This is a genomic window from Streptomyces sp. NPDC048002 (genome assembly GCF_040653275.1).
GTDB lineage: Bacteria > Actinomycetota > Actinomycetes > Streptomycetales > Streptomycetaceae > Streptomyces.
Window position 1 is genome coordinate 17,664 of the sequence record NZ_JBEZNL010000062.1, and the last position, 15,137, is coordinate 32,800.

10 protein-coding genes and 1 pseudogene are annotated in these 15,137 nt (G+C 73.2%); 1 reads left to right on the plus strand and 10 read right to left on the minus strand.

Annotation, left to right across the window (positions count from 1 at the left end):
• Positions 1–177: 177 nt before the first annotated feature.
• The 8 genes from AB0E07_RS38315 to AB0E07_RS38350 all read right to left on the minus strand — a co-directional run bounded on the left by AB0E07_RS38315 (position 178) and on the right by AB0E07_RS38350 (position 10,999).
• A complete protein-coding gene (locus AB0E07_RS38315; RefSeq protein WP_362262642.1) occupies positions 178–1,116 on the minus strand; it encodes a class E sortase in 939 nt (312 codons plus the stop codon).
• Between the two features lie 90 nt (positions 1,117–1,206).
• Entirely contained in the window at positions 1,207–2,658 is a 1,452-nt protein-coding gene (locus AB0E07_RS38320; protein ID WP_362262645.1) for an Ig-like domain-containing protein, read from the minus strand.
• 108 nt (positions 2,659–2,766) lie between these two features.
• Positions 2,767–3,768, minus strand: coding sequence for a hypothetical protein (locus AB0E07_RS38325; RefSeq protein ID WP_362262648.1), 1,002 nt, complete (start codon positions 3,766–3,768; stop codon positions 2,767–2,769).
• Between the two features lie 182 nt (positions 3,769–3,950).
• Complete coding sequence (locus tag AB0E07_RS38330) at positions 3,951–6,374, minus strand: hypothetical protein (protein WP_362262650.1); 2,424 nt, start codon at positions 6,372–6,374, stop codon at positions 3,951–3,953.
• Between the two features lie 59 nt (positions 6,375–6,433).
• Positions 6,434–8,170: a phosphate ABC transporter substrate-binding protein PstS gene (pstS, locus tag AB0E07_RS38335; protein ID WP_362262652.1), complete on the minus strand. Its 1,737-nt coding sequence runs from the start codon at positions 8,168–8,170 to the stop codon at positions 6,434–6,436.
• Positions 8,167–9,447 (minus strand): phosphate ABC transporter permease PstA, encoded by a 1,281-nt coding sequence (pstA, locus tag AB0E07_RS38340; RefSeq protein ID WP_362262655.1) that lies wholly within the window; start codon positions 9,445–9,447, stop codon positions 8,167–8,169. Before pstA ends, pstS begins: the two co-directional genes overlap by 4 nt.
• 14 nt (positions 9,448–9,461) lie before the next feature.
• On the minus strand, positions 9,462–10,478 hold the full coding sequence (pstC, locus tag AB0E07_RS38345) for a phosphate ABC transporter permease subunit PstC (RefSeq protein WP_362262658.1): 1,017 nt from the start codon (positions 10,476–10,478) through the stop codon (positions 9,462–9,464).
• 224 nt (positions 10,479–10,702) lie between these two features.
• Positions 10,703–10,999 (minus strand): hypothetical protein, encoded by a 297-nt coding sequence (locus AB0E07_RS38350; RefSeq protein WP_362262662.1) that lies wholly within the window; start codon positions 10,997–10,999, stop codon positions 10,703–10,705.
• Positions 11,000–11,573: 574 nt separating this feature from the next.
• Between AB0E07_RS38350 and AB0E07_RS38355 the strand changes: the two genes are divergently transcribed.
• A complete protein-coding gene (locus AB0E07_RS38355) occupies positions 11,574–12,338 on the plus strand; it encodes a calcium-binding protein (RefSeq protein ID WP_362262664.1) in 765 nt (254 codons plus the stop codon).
• 112 nt (positions 12,339–12,450) lie between these two features.
• Here AB0E07_RS38355 and secD read toward each other — a convergent pair whose 3' ends face one another.
• Both secD and AB0E07_RS38365 read right to left on the minus strand, forming a co-directional pair.
• Positions 12,451–14,709, minus strand: a complete 2,259-nt coding sequence (gene secD, locus AB0E07_RS38360; RefSeq protein WP_362262667.1) for a protein translocase subunit SecD — start codon at positions 14,707–14,709, stop codon at positions 12,451–12,453.
• Between the two features lie 44 nt (positions 14,710–14,753).
• Positions 14,754–15,137: pseudogene (locus AB0E07_RS38365) on the minus strand (hypothetical protein); the annotation flags it as partial.

A 15,137-nucleotide genomic window follows, 5' to 3' on the forward strand; every position in this document is an offset into this window, starting at 1 on the left:
TGGCGGAACTCCTCGTCGTTCAGCGGTCGGTCGGGGTCGGTCAGGGGCGGGTCGGGGGTGGGGGCGGTGTGCCCGGGTGGTGCCGCGGGCGGCCGGGGTCGGTCAGGGGCGGGTCAGGGGGTGGGGGGGCCGTGTGCCCGGGTGGTGCCGCGGGCGGCCGGGGTGCCGGCGGTCCGGTCAGATCAGGTTGGGCAGCAGGCGGGTCGCGGCGCCGGAGACGGCGAGTCCGAGGGCGGCCAGCACCGGCACGCCCACGATCCAGGTCTGCCAGCGCCCCCAGGCGCGGTGCGCGGTCATGGTGAGCAGGGCCGCCAGCAGCAGCGCCTGCGACCAGAGGAAGACCGGCAGCCAGGCGTCGCCCTCACCGCCCAGGGCCTGCTCGGAGTCGTCGATCCAGCCGAGGGCCAGGGGGCGGGGCGGGGCGGGCCGCGCCTCGCCGCGCAGGGTGGCGTCGACGCGGAGGGTGCCGGAGGGGGTGTAGGGGCCGCCCTCGGCGGTGATCAGGGTGAGCCGGCCCTCGCCCTCCTTGAGGGCGGGCGGCAGCGGGTCGCCCTCGCGGCGGACGGCGGTCACCTCGTAGCGCGCGGTGCCCTGGCCCGTGGTGACCCTGATCTCGGTGCCGGCCGGCAGTTGGTTCAGGTCGTTGAAGGGGCTGCCGTAGCCCCACTGGCGGCCCATGATCACGCTGGTGCCGGACTGGCCCGGCAGCGGCGTGTCCCGGCGGTGGCCGGGGCCGGACATCAGCACGCCCGAGGTGGTGCCCTCGGCGACGACCTCCGTCAGGCCCAGCACGGGGATGCGCAGCAGCGCGACGGGCGCGCCCGGGTCGAGCAGCTCCCCCTCGTAGGTCCGCTGTCCCACCGGTGCGATGCCGAGGGCGAGTTGACGGCGCAGTTCGTCGTGGGCGGTCTCCTGGTCCCGGGCGTGCTGGAGGTGGCCGACGACGGTGAGGTTGGCGGCGAAGCCGATGAGCAGGGAGGCGAGCACGCACAGCGCGGCCCCGGCGAACGCCAGGCCGGACCGCTCGGCACGCCCGGGGCGTCCGGCGGCGGGCTCGGGCGCGGGGGACGGCGCCGGGGGCGCGGCGGCCGGGGGCGGCGGGGACAGCACGGTCACGGGGCGCTCCTGTGGAGGGGGACGTCGTAGGGGTTCGGGGGTACGGGCGGCGTGGCTCCGGGAGGGCACCGCCCGTACCCGCGGGGGCGGTTACGCGCCGGGCGCGCCGAAGCGGAGCAGCCCGTTGCGGCGGCCGTGGCGCACGAGGAACACGCCAGCGGCGACCAGGACGACCGCGCCGATGCCGGAGAACAGGGCGATCTGGCTGCCGGTGGAGGCGAGGCCGCCGGTCGGGGAGGTGCCCCCGGAGCCCGAGCCGCCGGAGGAGCCGCCGGTGGTGCCGGAGCCGCCGGTGAGGTCACCGCCGGTGGTGCCGGAGGTGTCGCCGGTGGGGTCGTCGGTCGGATCGCCGGTCGGGTCGTCCGTGGGGTCGTCGGTGGGGTCGTCCGTCGGGGACGGGGATCCGGAGGACGGGTCGTCGAGGGTGAACTGCACGGCGCCGACGGAGCCCGGTCCGGTGCAGTCGCTCTCGTAGTCCCAGCTGTTCTGTCCGGCCACCGCGTCCTCGGGGACCGTCAGGGCGGGCCAGGTCACGGTGCCGTCCGCGTCGGCGGTGGCGGCGGGGAACCCGGTGTCGTTGCGCGGGAGGGACATCGTGTACTCGGTGCCCGGCTCGCAGCCGCGGATCAGTACCTTCACCGTCTGCCCGCGCCGGAGTTCGGGGTTGTCGGCGAGCCGCTCCCCCGCCTCGTCGTGCATCTCGTAGCGGGGCAGCTGCACGATCACCGTGAAGGGCCGGGCCGATGCGGAGGCCGCCCACTTGGTGGTGTCGTCGGGGGTGAAGCGGGCCGTGATGTCGTGCCGTCCCTCGGTGAGCGAGGCCGCCGTCAGCTCGGCCTTCCCGTCGGCGACGGTGGCCTCGCCGAGGGAGGTCTCGCCCTCCAGGAAGGTGACCTTGCCGGCCGCCTCGGCCGGCGAGACGGCCGCGACGAGCCTGGTCTCCTTGCCGGGTTCGATCACGCTGGGGTCGGCCGTGACCTCGACGCCGGTCGCCTCGGCGCCCTCGCCGGCCACCCAGGTGTCACCGGTCACGGTGATCTTCTGGGTCCAGTAGTTCTCGTCGGGGTGGGCGCCGCCGAAGTCGTCGAGGCAGAGCAGCTGGAGTTCGTAGGTGCCGTCGGAGGTGAAGACCTGGCTGAGGTCGCCGAGGCCGAGGTCCGGGTTGTCCGCCGCGGCGAGCGAGGCGGTCTTGGCGGCGTCGTACGGGGTGGCGCTGGTGATCGAGCCCATGGCGACGGCCGTTCCGCCGCCGGGCTGCGCCACCCGCAGGGTGAGGGTGTAGTTGATCGGGATGGCTTCGAGGACGTTGCCCTGCTCGTCCTTGACCTCGAAGTCGGGGCACGGGGCGGGCGTGACGAGGGAGGGGCCGAAGGGCTCCGGATCGCTGAGCTTGCCGCTGGTGGCGGTGAAGGTGAACTCGCCCATGGAGGCCGCCGCGCGGGCGGGCGCGGACTGGGAGGCGGCCAAGGCCAGGCCCAGGGCCAGGACGACGCAGGCGGCCACCGCGGCGGCGGCTCTGCGGAACGGTTGTAGCGCGGTCATTGCGTGGGCCCCCCGGGGGCGGTAGTCGGACGGACGGGGACAGCACGTGCGGGCCGGGCACCTGGGAGGTGCCCGGCCGTCACGCGAGGATCAGAGGACGTTCACCGGTCAGCGCTCGGCCTTCAGCGCGACGGAACCGCAGTTGGAGACGGTGCCGAAGCCGTAGTTGGTGATCGTGGAGGAGGCGGCGCAGACCTTGGAGGTGGAGCCCTCGAAGGTCTCGATGAGCACCGGGGACGCCTTCGTGCCGCCGGTGAGGCGGGCGGACTCGACGACGTTGTAGACGTCCCGCAGGAAGGTGGCGGTGAAGCCGGTGTTCAGCGCCAGCGAGGAGCCCGAACCCGTGGTCGGCGCGGTGCCGTTGATGTTGCGCAGGCGGGACTCGCCGCGGCGGTTGGGGACATCCGCGAAGCCCTTGCCCTGGGCGATCCACTGGGCGATCGAGTAGGGCATGAGCTGGTTGCCGTTGGCGATCGCGATGCCGTCGTGCTCCTGGACGCTCTGGTTGACGCAGGAGCCGACCTGGGCCTCGGTGATGCCGATGGCCGCGAGCCAGAACGAGCGGGTGCCGGAGCCGGACTGCGGCAGCAGCGGCTGGGCGTTCGGGTACGTGGTGGAGGTGCACTTGTAGATGTCGGCGAGCTGCGCCGTCGTCAGGTTCGTCGGCAGCGTGCTGCCCAGGTCGGTGGCGTAGGTGACGCCGTCCTTGGCGAACGGGATGAAGGTCAGGTCCGTGGTGCTGGTGTCGGCCGGGCCGCGCGAGGAGCGGGCGAAGTCGATGCAGTTGGTGCCGGCGGCGAGGTCGGCGTTGAGCGCGTTGATGCCGGCCGAGGAGCCGTTGGGGCGCGTGATGGTGCAGTTGGTCGCCTTGGTCTTCACGGTGGCCGTGCCGGTGGCGTTCCAGGACGCGACGATCTTGCCGCTCGCGTTGGTGACCACCTCACCGAGGCCGTTCACGACGTACTGCGTGGTGTCCGAACCGACGCCGGCCAGCTGACGGTAGTCCGTGGTCGGGTTCGGGTCGGCCGAGGCCGGGGCGGACAGGATGCCGAGACCGAGGGCCGCGGCACCGAGAGCAGCACCGGCCTTGGCGTAGGACTTGACGTTCACTTCTGAACCCCTTGTTTTCGTTTTGCGAAGACTGGATTTCGAAGACTGGACGCGCAAGCTGAATCCGGATTGTTTTACTGCCGACCCGTCGACCGGCCACCGAATACATTTCCAAATCTTTGTCCGGGGGCCAACCAATTCCCAAGGATGGCTAGGTTACGGGGAGGCTTCCTAGGTGTCTCCTAGGGAATTCTCCGGTGTGCGAACCGCAGCATGACCGGACCGGAGAGTCCGGCGGCGCCGCCGATGAGGAGAACCGCGAGAAGGACCCAGCGGATGACGCCGAGGACCTCGCCGGGCGTGACGCCGGTGGCGTCGGCGACCTTCTGCTGGGTCTCGGCCCGGCCGGGCGGGGAGGGTCCGTCGGACCCGACGGGGCCGGCGGCCGGGCTCGCGTCGCCCGTCGTGCCGTCCGCTCCGGCGCCGCCGTCCGCTCCGGTGCCGCCGTCCGCCGCCGTGCCCGCGCCGTCCCCGGCGCCCGCGTCACCGTCTCCCGCGGAGCCGGTGCCGCCGGGGTCGCCGCCCGGTGCCGGGCTCTCACCGCTCGCCCCCCGCTCCAGCTCGTCCGCGGCCCGTTCGGCCTGCGTCCGCTGCGCCGGGGCCAGCGGGGCGTAGCCGGGTGGCAGCTGACCTGCCGAGACGCCGGTCGTCTGGCCGGGTCCCGCCGCGTACCGGATGAAGTCCGCGTACGCCTCGCGGTCGGCCGCGTCCTGGTCGACGGAGGCCGCCGCGTAGGTCACGGCCGTCAGCGGATAGGCCCGCCCCTGGGCGCGGGCGGGTTCGGCGGCGAGCACCGAGGCGTCCGTGGGCGACGGCCGCATGGCGGCCACCGCGGCCGCGAGCGAGTCGGCCGAGGGTGCGACGAAGGTGCCGTCGGCGTTGCGCAGGGCCGCCGTGGCCAGCCCGTAGCGCTGCGCGGACACGGCGTCGACGACCGCCATCACGGCGCGCCGGCCGGACAGCGGGGCGTCGTTGATGAGCTTGGCCGGCTCCAGTTGAGAGCCGCCCTGCGCCCACTGGATGGTGCGGTTGTTGTTGCCGCGGCGGGTCCGCACGGCTCCGTCGTGCAGGTCCGAGGTGTAGGGGTCGAGGTCGGTGACGCCGTAGGTGAGCGGGGGCGTGCCGTTGGCCAGGGCCGCGGTGGTCGTCGGATCGACCTTGGGATAGTCGGACAGCGTGGTGTTCTCGGCGAGGTCCAGTTCGTCGAAGTGCGCATTCACCCGGGTTCCCCAGGGGTCCGGTTCACCGGACAGGAATTCCCTGGCCTCGGCGTCCGACTGGAGCCATTTCCATACGAGCCGTGTGGTGTCGGAACTCTGAAGGGGAACCATCAGGGTCCGCAACTGCCTGCTGTCCAGCTCGGGAAATCCCGGATTGTGCTTCTTGAATTCCTGGTCGTCGACGAGGGAGAGCGGGTTTCCCTCGACATGTGCGGGAGCCGGGCCGAGGGTCACGTCGTCGACGTAGGAATGGGTCAGCATCTTCGCCACGAGCCGGGGGGTCAGATTCATGTCCCGGAGCACGCCGTCCGCGCTCTCGATGAAGAAGGCGATGACCGGGCCGGAGACGGCGACCGGCGCGTGCACGATCCGCGGGCCGCCCTCCTGCGGGGCCACCGGCTCGACGGTGAGACCGAGCAGCGGTGCCTGGGCGGACGAGCCGAGCACCTGGTTGCGGGCCTCCTCCTCCCCGCCCTGGGTGAGGGCGAAGGCGCTGCCGGCGACCCCGCACAGCTTGGGCTGCCAGGAGGTGACGGCGTCGGTGGCCAGTTCGGAACCGGCGACGGGGAGTTCCTCCTGGCCGGCCGCGCAGAACTCGTCGACCGGCAGGAAGTGCATCGGGACGACCATCCGCTGGGCCCAGTTGGTGGTGGACAGCGGTGAGCCGTCGACCGTTCCGTCCTCGCCCGGGGCGGTGACGTCCGTGCCGTCCTGGTTGTGGGTGCCCCGCGGCACGACGACCAGCCAGCAGCGCCGGGGGGTCACCGGGCCGCCCTCGGCGGCGGTGTTCATCCCGCAGCCGAGGTGGGGCGCCTCGATGCCGTCCTGCATCTCGAAGGTGAGTTCGCCGGTGCCGTTGTCGAAGGTGCGGCCGGCCGTCACCTCGTTGGTGTCCAGCGCGCCGAAGTAGGTCGGGTCCTTGGCGGAGGTGGTCGGCGGCAGGCCGCCCACCGGCCGGAACGGGACGAACGCGTTCGGTCCGGTGTAGTCGGCCTCCGCCGGGTCGGCCGCGCCGCCGCCCGTTCCGGCGTCGACCGTCCGCGACTCGGTCAGCAGGCCCCTGGCGCCCACCACGCCGGAACCGCCGAAGACGCACTGCTCCCGGGTGGGGCCCTGCTCGTCGTCCCCCCAGCACTGCATGATCTGGAGGACGTTGCGGTCCAGGGTGCCGGCCGGGGTCGGCGCCCCGCCCTCCCAGGTGATCCGCACCCCCTGCGAGCGCAGGTCCCGGGTCTGGTGGACGGTCACCTTCAGCCCGGAGAAGTCGTCGTGGGGCCCCTTACTTCCCGTCACCGTGACCGCCGAGCCGTCCGCGGCCCTCGCCGGGACGGTCGTGGAGGGCAGCGGCAGCAGGGCCACCACCAGCGCGCTGAGCAGACAGCCCACGGCGGCCAGGACACGCGGCGCCGGCCGCGTCCGCGGGGCCGTCCGCGTCCGCGGGGCCGTCACAGCGCACCGCCCTTGCGGCGGGCCCGGCCGGACATCGCCCGGCCCACCAGGGGCGGCCCGATCACCACACCGAGCAGCAGGGCCGCCGACAGCGCCATCAGCGCGGTACGCAGACCGAGGGCGTCGCCGTCGCCGAGGGTGACCGGGTTGGCGACGACGGAGGTGTCACCGGCGGCCTGGTCGGCGCTGAGCACCTCGCCGGTGTCGGGGTCGACGACCGTGGCGCCGGTCGTGCCCTCCGTACCGCCCGTGCCGCCGGTGGTGTCGCCGGAGGAGCCGCCGCTGCCCCCGCCGGAGCCCGAACCGCCGGTCGCCGCGGAGCCTTGGGTGCCGGAGCCGCCGGAGCCGCCGGTGGTGCCGGAGCCGCCGGTCGTGCCCCCGGTGGTGCCGCCGCTGCCGTTGCCGCTCGGCGCGGTGGGTTCCTTGGCGCCGCCGGTGCCGGTGGCGCACTGGTCCGCGCCCTTCTTGTCGCAGGCCGCCGGGTAGGGCGCGTTCTGCGCCAGCACGTTCCTGCCGTCGCTGGAGAAGGTCGGGTTGTTGCACTTCTTGATGTCGATGTCCTCCGCCACGGCCCCGGGGATCTTGCGCACCTGTTCCATGGCCGCCTCGACGAGGTTGATCGGCAGGGGCGAGTAGCCGAGCCGGTCCGCCTGCTGCTGTCCCTCGCAGAGGAAGTAGTTGCCGAAGGCGCTGAGCGTCTGGCCCTTGGCCTTCGTGAAGCCCATCTCCTCCTTGGTCGGGATGATCATGTAGCTGTAGCTGGAGAGGGGGTAGGTGCGGCGGTCGGAGAAGGAGTAGACGCCGTCGAGGTTCTGCGTCAGGTAGTTCGCGGAGCGCGGGTCGTTGTTGATCCTGGCCCGGGTCAGCGCGACGGCCACGCTGGAGGCGGTCGGCTCGACGTAGTAGCCCGAGCGGTTCAGCACCTTGACCACGGGGAAGCCCGCGTTCTTGGCATAGGAGTACTCGACGTAGGTGATGGCGCCCTCGGCCTGCGGCTGCTTGGTGTAGCCGGCCACGCCGAGCGAGCCGGACTGGGCGACGAAGCCGGAGCCGGGGATGTTGGGGAAGTACGAGGTCAGACCGCACGGCGTGGGTTTGCCCGCGCGACGGCAGTAGTCGTTCCACAGGCTGCCGTGCTGCTTGGACATCCAGAGCGTGAACTGGGCGGTCGTACCCGAGCCGTCGGAGCGGACGACCGGCACGATCCGGCGGGCGGGGAGCGCGAGCCCGGGGTTGTCGGCCTTGATCTCCGGCGCGTTCCACTGGGTGATCCGACCGGTGAAGATCTTGGTGAGCACGTCACCGGAGAGCCGGAGGTTGGTGACCCGCTTGCCGCCGATCCGCAGGTTGTACATGAACGAGGTGCCGCCGGCCACGATGGGCATGTAGGCGTACTTGCGCTTCGGCGGGGTGTCGGTGGTGCCGAACTCGGTGAGTCCGTAGGGGATCTCGGAGACACCGAAGTCGGAGGTGCCGTTGGCGAACTGGGTGCGGCCGACCGTGGAGCCGACCGCCGAGTAGTTCACCGTCATGCCCTGCTGGCGGACGTTGCGGCGCCACTGCTCCACGGCGTTGGCGCTCCAGGTCGAGCCGGAGCCGCTGATCTTCACGTAGGTGGCGGCGTGGGCGTTCGGCGGGTCGAGGGCGAGCAGCGCGCAGACGAGGGCGACGAACAGCGCCAGCGCCTGGAGCACGCGGGTGGCGCGTGCGCGACGGACGGGTGCGGGTATCACGGGGTGCTCCTCGTCGATGCGGGACTGACGGGCGGCCGGCCGGTGGCCGTACGGGCCGCGAGGCGCCGGGCGTCTCGGCGCGACGCCTTGACCCGGCGGTGTTCCTGACGTCGGGTCAGCTGTCCCGGTGCGCGGCCGCCGAGGACACGGGCGACCACGAACAGGACGAGCACCAGCATCAGCAGCACCGCCGCGGTGCCGAAGCCGCGGGCGATGTAGGTGGGTTCGGGGGACTTGACGAGTTCGAAGGCGGCCAGGGGCAGCGACACCATCGGGTCGTGCAGGGGATCGGCGTTGAGTTCGGCGGTGAATCCGGCGGTCAGCAGCACCGGCGAGGTCTCCCCGACCCCGCGCGCCGTGCCGAGGATGACCGCGGTCGTCAGTCCGGACCGGGAGGTGGGCAGCACGACGTGCCAGACCGTCCGCCAACGCGAGGTGCCGAGCGCGTACGAGGCCTCCCGCAGGGTGCCGGGGACCAGCCGGATGACCACGTCGGCGGCGCGGATGACGATCGGCAGCATCATCACCGAGATGGCGAGCGCGGCGGCGAGGCCGGACCGGTCGAAGCCGAGCCCGAGGATGAAGGTGGCGTAGATGAACAGGCCCGCCACGATGGACGGCAGCGCGGTCATCGCCTCCACGATGGTGCGGACGAACCGGCTGAAGCCGCCGGGCACCTCGTTGAGGAAGACCGCGCAGATCAGCCCGGCCGGGATGCAGATGGCCAGGGCGATGCCGATCTGCCACAGGGTGCCTACGACCGCGTGCAGGATGCCGCCGACCTCCAGGGGCTCCACCGGACCGGCGTCGGCCATGGACTCCGTGTAGAAGTTCAGGTGCGGCAGCGCCTCGCGGCCCTCGTAGAGGGTGTAGACGACCACGAAGGCCAGGACGGCCAGCATCACCAGGCCGAGGCTCTGGACGACGGCCGCCGCCACCCGGTCGCGGACCGCGGGTCCGTCCTCGTCGAAGGAGACCAGGAGCGCGTACAGGCCGAGGAAGAGGGCGTAGGCGACGAGGAGGAAGCCCAGCGCGCCGTTGAAGGGCAGCAGCCGGTCGAACATCAGCCAGGTCAGGGCGAGGGCCGCGGCGCCGGCCCCGGTCAGCGCGTAGACGTCGGTGGCGCGCACGGTGGACAGGTTGCGGCGCGCCTCGCCGCGGCCGGCGGGGCCGCCGGGCCGGCGGCCGGGCAGGGTGGTGACCGGGGGCTGCGGGTCGGCGGGGCCGGTCCGCGGGCCCTGGTCGCCGGGCGGGCTCTGGGGTGCGGTGACGGTCATCGGAGTCGGTCCCCTCAGGAGTCGCTCGCCGCGCCGGAACGGCTGCGGGCGACGATCGACGATGCGGCGAAGTTGACGACGAGCGTCATCAGGAAGAGCGCGAGGCCTGCGGCCATCAGCGCCGACATGCCGAGGTCGGTCGCCTCGCCGTAGCGCAGGGCGATGAGCGAGGAGACCGAGCTGGTGCCGTTCTGGAGGATGTGCGGCTGGATCACGAAGACCGGCGAGATGATCAGGTACACGGCGATGGTCTCGCCGAGGGCCCGGCCCAGGCCCAGCATGGTGCCGCCGATCATGCCGCCCTTGCCGAACGGCAGGACGACGCTGCGGATCATGCCCCACCGGTTGGCGCCCAGCGCGTAGGCGCCCTCGCGTTCGCCAACGGGGGCCTGCGAGAACACCTCCCGCATCACCGAGCAGATGATCGGCGCGACCATCAGGGACACGACCATGCCCGCGATGAAGGTGGAGGAGGTGAAGACGGTCGCGGTGGCGAGCGGGTCCCGCGGATCGGCGCCGTCGACCTCGAACAGGGGGATCCACCCGAGGTAGGTGGTGATCCAGCGGGAGACCGTGACCACGTGGCCCTGGAAGAAGAACAGCCCCCACAGCCCGTAGACCACCGAGGGCACCGCGGCCATCAGGTCCACGACGCTGATCAGGGTCGGCCGCAGCCGCGGGGGCGCGTACTCGGAGATGTACAGCGCCGTGCCGAGCGCGAGGGGGACCGAGAAGGCGATGGCGACCAGGGCGATCAGGATCGTTCCGACCAGGACGGCCGCGATGCCGAAGTTGCCGCCGTCGGGCTCCCACGCCTCGGTGGTGATGAAGCCCCACTCCGCGACCGACAGCGCCTGCCAGGCCCGGTAGGTCAGGAAACCGCCGACCAGCAGCATGATCGCGAGCACCAGCGCGCCGCCGCCGACCAGGACGCCCCGGAACACCCGGTCGGGCAGCGGGGAGTCGACGTACAGGCGTCTTCGGGGGTCGTCCGCGGCGGTCGCCGGCTGCCCGATTCTTCGCGTCTTCACATGGGACGACGCTCGTGAGGCGGAATGGACGCCCGCGCACGCGCACATGAACGGGACGCCCCCGAGGGGCAACTTCCGGTGTTGACGTGAACGTGTCGACCACGGAGGCCGTGGGGGCCGTCGGGTCCGGGGCGTGCCGAAGGGGCCGGAGCGTGCCCCTTCGGCACGCCCCGGCCCCCCGTCGGTCCGCTCGCCGCGTCAGACCCCGCGGCCCCGGCTTCCCCTCACACCTCGCCCCACGGAATCGCGCGGCCCGACCCCAGCTCGGCCAGCAGCCCCCGGAACCGCTCGTAGGCCGCCTGGCACGTCGAGTGCCGTTCGTACGCCCGCGAGGACACCGCCAGCACCGTGCCGGCACGGTCCCGCAGCCGCCACACCCAACCGCTCCCCTCCACGGTGTGGTGCACAGCCCCCGGTAGTTCCGCCACCTCGGCACAGAGCCGTTCGAACGCGGCCCGGCATTCGCCGTAGTCCGGGTAAGTACGCCCGGCCACCGCGATCACCCGGCCGTTCGTCGCCATCAGCCGCCACGCGTAAGCGCTGTCCGGCCCTATGTCTATTTGGCAGCGCGTGCCCGGCATGGCCGCGCCCCGCCGTCTTGCCGTCATCCATCCCCACCCCTGCTTTTCCACCCTGTGTTCACAGCTTCAGGAAGCAGCCCGAACCGGCCGTGGTTCGCCGATCGTGCGGCAGACGAAGATTAGTGAGACCGGAGTGGTGGACGATCGCCCTCGTTAAGTGCAATCTGCATGCTTCACGCGAATGTTGCCCCTCGTTCACACCTACGACCCTAAGGCAACGTCAAGGACACGCCGGTCCGTCAACAAGCCTACGAACCAGTCGAGTTACGCGCAGGTACGCACAGGTGGCCGCCAGGTGCGCGGAAATTCGGATCGAGTTTCCCCTTCGGTTTTCCAGCGAATCAACGCAGCGGATATTCGCCGCAGTTCCGCATCCCGGGGAATCGGCAACCGAGAAGAACGGGCGACCGGAAAACATTCCCGAAACCCGGGAAAGCGATTACGCTTCCCACCGTCAATTCGGGCCCGCACAGCATGAATTGACGGGCCGTTGTTCTCTTTTTCGGGAGTTCGCATGCGCATCACCTCAGCCGTCGCCGCCGCGTGCGGCGTCATGGCCCTGTCCGCCCTGGCCGTTCCGACCGCACACGCGGACGAGCGCTACGGCGACACCGACATCACGAGCGTGGTCGTCAACGACGGCGCCCCGGTCGTGGTCGGCACGGCCGCGAGAACCGTCAGTGTCGAGGTCACCGCGACCGACCCGGCCGGCCTGGACCAGATCAACGCCACCCTGTACCACGGCTCGTTCGGCGCCCAGAACGCCACCGTGGCCTCGGACGCGGCCTGCGGTCCCACCACCGACACGACCAGCACCTGCACCCTCACCTTCACCCTCACCCCGGGCACCGTCCCCGCCGACGACGCGCTGGCGGGGACCTGGAACGTCAGCGCCTACGCCATCTCGCCCGACAGCGACGCGGTGTTCCTGGACACCGCGGCCACCTTCACCGTGCAGCGCGAAACCCTGGTCACCGCCGACGCGACGCCCGAGCCGGTGAAGCGGGGCAGGCTCCTCACCGTCACGGGCGAGGTGCGGCACGCGGGCTGGGCGACCGGCGTCCACGGGCCCGCGGCCGCCGGCCTGCCCGTCGAACTCCAGTTCCGCAAGGCCGGCTGCACCGCCTACACCACCCTCAGGACGGTCCGGACCGCCGCCGACGGCACCGTCTCGACGACCGTGCGCGCGTACACCGACGGCTCCTACCGCTGGGCGTACGCCGGCTCCTCGGGCACCGCCGCGGCCGTCTCCGCGGACGACTACGTCGACGTGCGCTGACCGGGCTCGCCCCCGCAGGCCCGCCGGGGCGAGCGGCCCGCTGCCCTCGCCCCGGCGCAGCCGACCTCCCTCGGGCACCGCGCGGGCCGGTCCCGCGCGGTGCCCTCCGCCCTCACGTCGCCCGGACCGGGTCCCGGGCGGGGCGGGGGACCGCGCGGTCGTGGAGCACGACAGCGAGGGGCAGGGCGGTGAACATCGAGGAGTAGGTGCCCACGGCCAGGCCGATGAGCAGGGCGAGGGCGAAGTCGGTCAGGGAGTCCCCGCCGAGGACGGCCAGCGCGGTCAGGACGAGGGCCGCGCCCGTACCCGTGTGCACGGTACGCGGCAGGGTCTGGAGCAGCGCCCGCTCGGCGACCCGGGCCAGGGGTGCCGCGCGGTCGCGCCGGGTCAGTTCCCGGACCCGGTCGAGGACGACGACGGAGTCGTTGACCGAGTAGCCGACGACCGTCAGGAGCGCGGCGAGGAAGACCCCGTCGACCGGCTTGTCCAGCCAGGCGAAGACGCCGACGAGGATCACGACGTCGTGGGCGAGCGCGGCGACCGCCGCCGTACCGAAGAGCGGACGGAACCGCGCCGCCAGATAGACGAGCTGCGCGCCCAGGGCGACGGCGAGGGCGATGAGGGCGCCCCGGCGCAGCTTCTCGCCGAGGCTGGGGCCGATGGCCTCGTCGCGGAGCTTCTCCGCACCGCCGGTCAGACCCCGGACCGCCTCGGTGATCTCCGCGGCCCGCGCCTCGGTGAGCGGGCCCGTCCGCACGGTGAGCGTGCCGTCGCCGGAGGACTGGACGACGGCGTGCGGGAACCCCGCGTCGGCGAGCGCGGTGCGGGCCCGGTCGGGGCCGGCGGGGGCGGCGTACTCGATGAGGCGCCCGCCGGTGAACTCCACGCCCAGGTCGAGGCCGCGCAGGGCGATGCCGGAGCCGGCCAGGACGAGCGCGACGGCGGAACCGGCCAGCCAGCGGCGGGGGTGGCTCAGCAGGCGCGGGCGGGCTCGGGCGAGTCGGTCGCGGACGGCGCCGGTGTGCGCGATGCCCGTGAGGCGGGGGCGGCGGCGCAGCGCGGGGCGGGCGACGGCGTACTCGGCGAGGACGCGGGTGACCACCAGCGCGCTGAACATCGAGGCGAGGACGCCGATGCCCAGGGTGACCCCGAAGCCCCGTACGGGCCCTGAGGCCAGCAGGAACAGCAGGCCGGCGGCGATGAGGGTGGTGACGTTGGAGTCGGCGATCGCGCCGAGGGCGCCGCGGAAGCCGGCGGCCAGGGACGAGCGCGCGGTGGGCCGGTGCCGGGCCACGTACTCCTCGCGGGCGCGCTCGAACACGAGCACGTTGGCGTCCACCGCCATGCCGATGGCCAGCACGAATCCGGCGAGGCCGGGCAGGGTGAGGGTGGCGCCCAGGGCGGCCAGGGCGGCGTAGGAGATCAGGCCGTAGCAGGCCAGGGCGACGGTGGCGAGGACGCCCACCAACCGGTAGACGGCGATGACGAACAGGGCGGTGAGCGCGGTGCCGATGGCGGCGGCCCAGGCGCTCGCCTCGATGGCCCGCTCCCCCAGGGTGGCGCCCACGGTGCGCTGTTCGACGGTCTCGACCGGCACGGGCAGGGCTCCGCCGTTGATGAGCAGGGCCAGTTCGCGCGCCTCGTCGGCGTCGAAGGATCCGGTGATCACGGTGGAGCCGCCGCCGATGCCGGTGCCGCAGCGCACCGACGGGTCGACCTGCGGCGAGGAGATGATCCGGTCGTCGAGCGCGATGGCGACACGGCGGGCCGGTCCCCCCACGCCGCGGCAGGCGGCCTCGCCGGTCAGCCGTGCCCACCCGGCGCGGCCGGACTCCTTGAAGTCGAGGGTGACGTGCCATCCGGTCCCGGTGGCCGGGTCGAGGCGGGCGGCCGCCTCGGCCACGTCGTCGCCGGTCAGCCGGGCCGCCTGGAGGCGCAGGAGTCGGCCCGACTCGTCGGCGAGGACCTGTTCGCGGGGCCGCTTGGGCAGCGGGCGGCTCGTGTCGTCGGCGCCGTCGGCCGTGCCGAGCACCGGGTGGAAGGAGAGCTGGGCGGTACGGCCGAGGACGGCGGCGGCCTCGGCCGGGTCCTGGACCCCGGGCAGGTCGACGACGATCCGGTCGTCCCCGGAGCGGGTGACGGTGGGCTCGGCGACGCCGAGGGCGTCGATACGGCCGCGCAGCACTTCGGCGGTGCGGTCGGTGACCTCGCCGTCCGTCGCGGCCGAGTCCCCGGGACGGGTCTCCAGCACGATGCGGGTTCCGCCCCGCAGGTCGAGGCCCAGGTCGACGGGCACGGTCAGGGTGACGTACAGGGACAGGGCGACGGCGACGAGGGCGAGCAGCCCTCGGACGCGGGGACGTCGTTTCACACGGGCCTCCGGCAGGCACACCGCGGCCACGTGGGTGGCGGCGGTCAGGGAAAGGGGGTGGTGGTCGCTTCGGTGCCTGGGGACGGAGGGGGTGCGCGCAGCGCGTGCCGGCCCGGCCTGCGGGCCGAACCGGGCGCCGGGCGGCCCCGGTCCCGCGCGACGACGGCCCTCGACGGGCAGCCGTGGGCGCGGTGGGAGGGAAGGGCGGCGGAACAGGACGGCGAGGAACGCTCACCGACGTCACGCAGCCCGAGGGCGACGACGACACGCACGGCGGCGGAGGGGTCCTGGTCGGCGCGCGGGGTGTCGTCGGTGCGGGGCGCCTCGGCGGCGCGCGGCGCGTCGGCGGTAGGCGGGGTGTCGGCGGTGCGGGGCGCGTCGGCGGACCGCGCAGAGAACGAGGAACTCTCCCTGACTGCGGCAGTCGG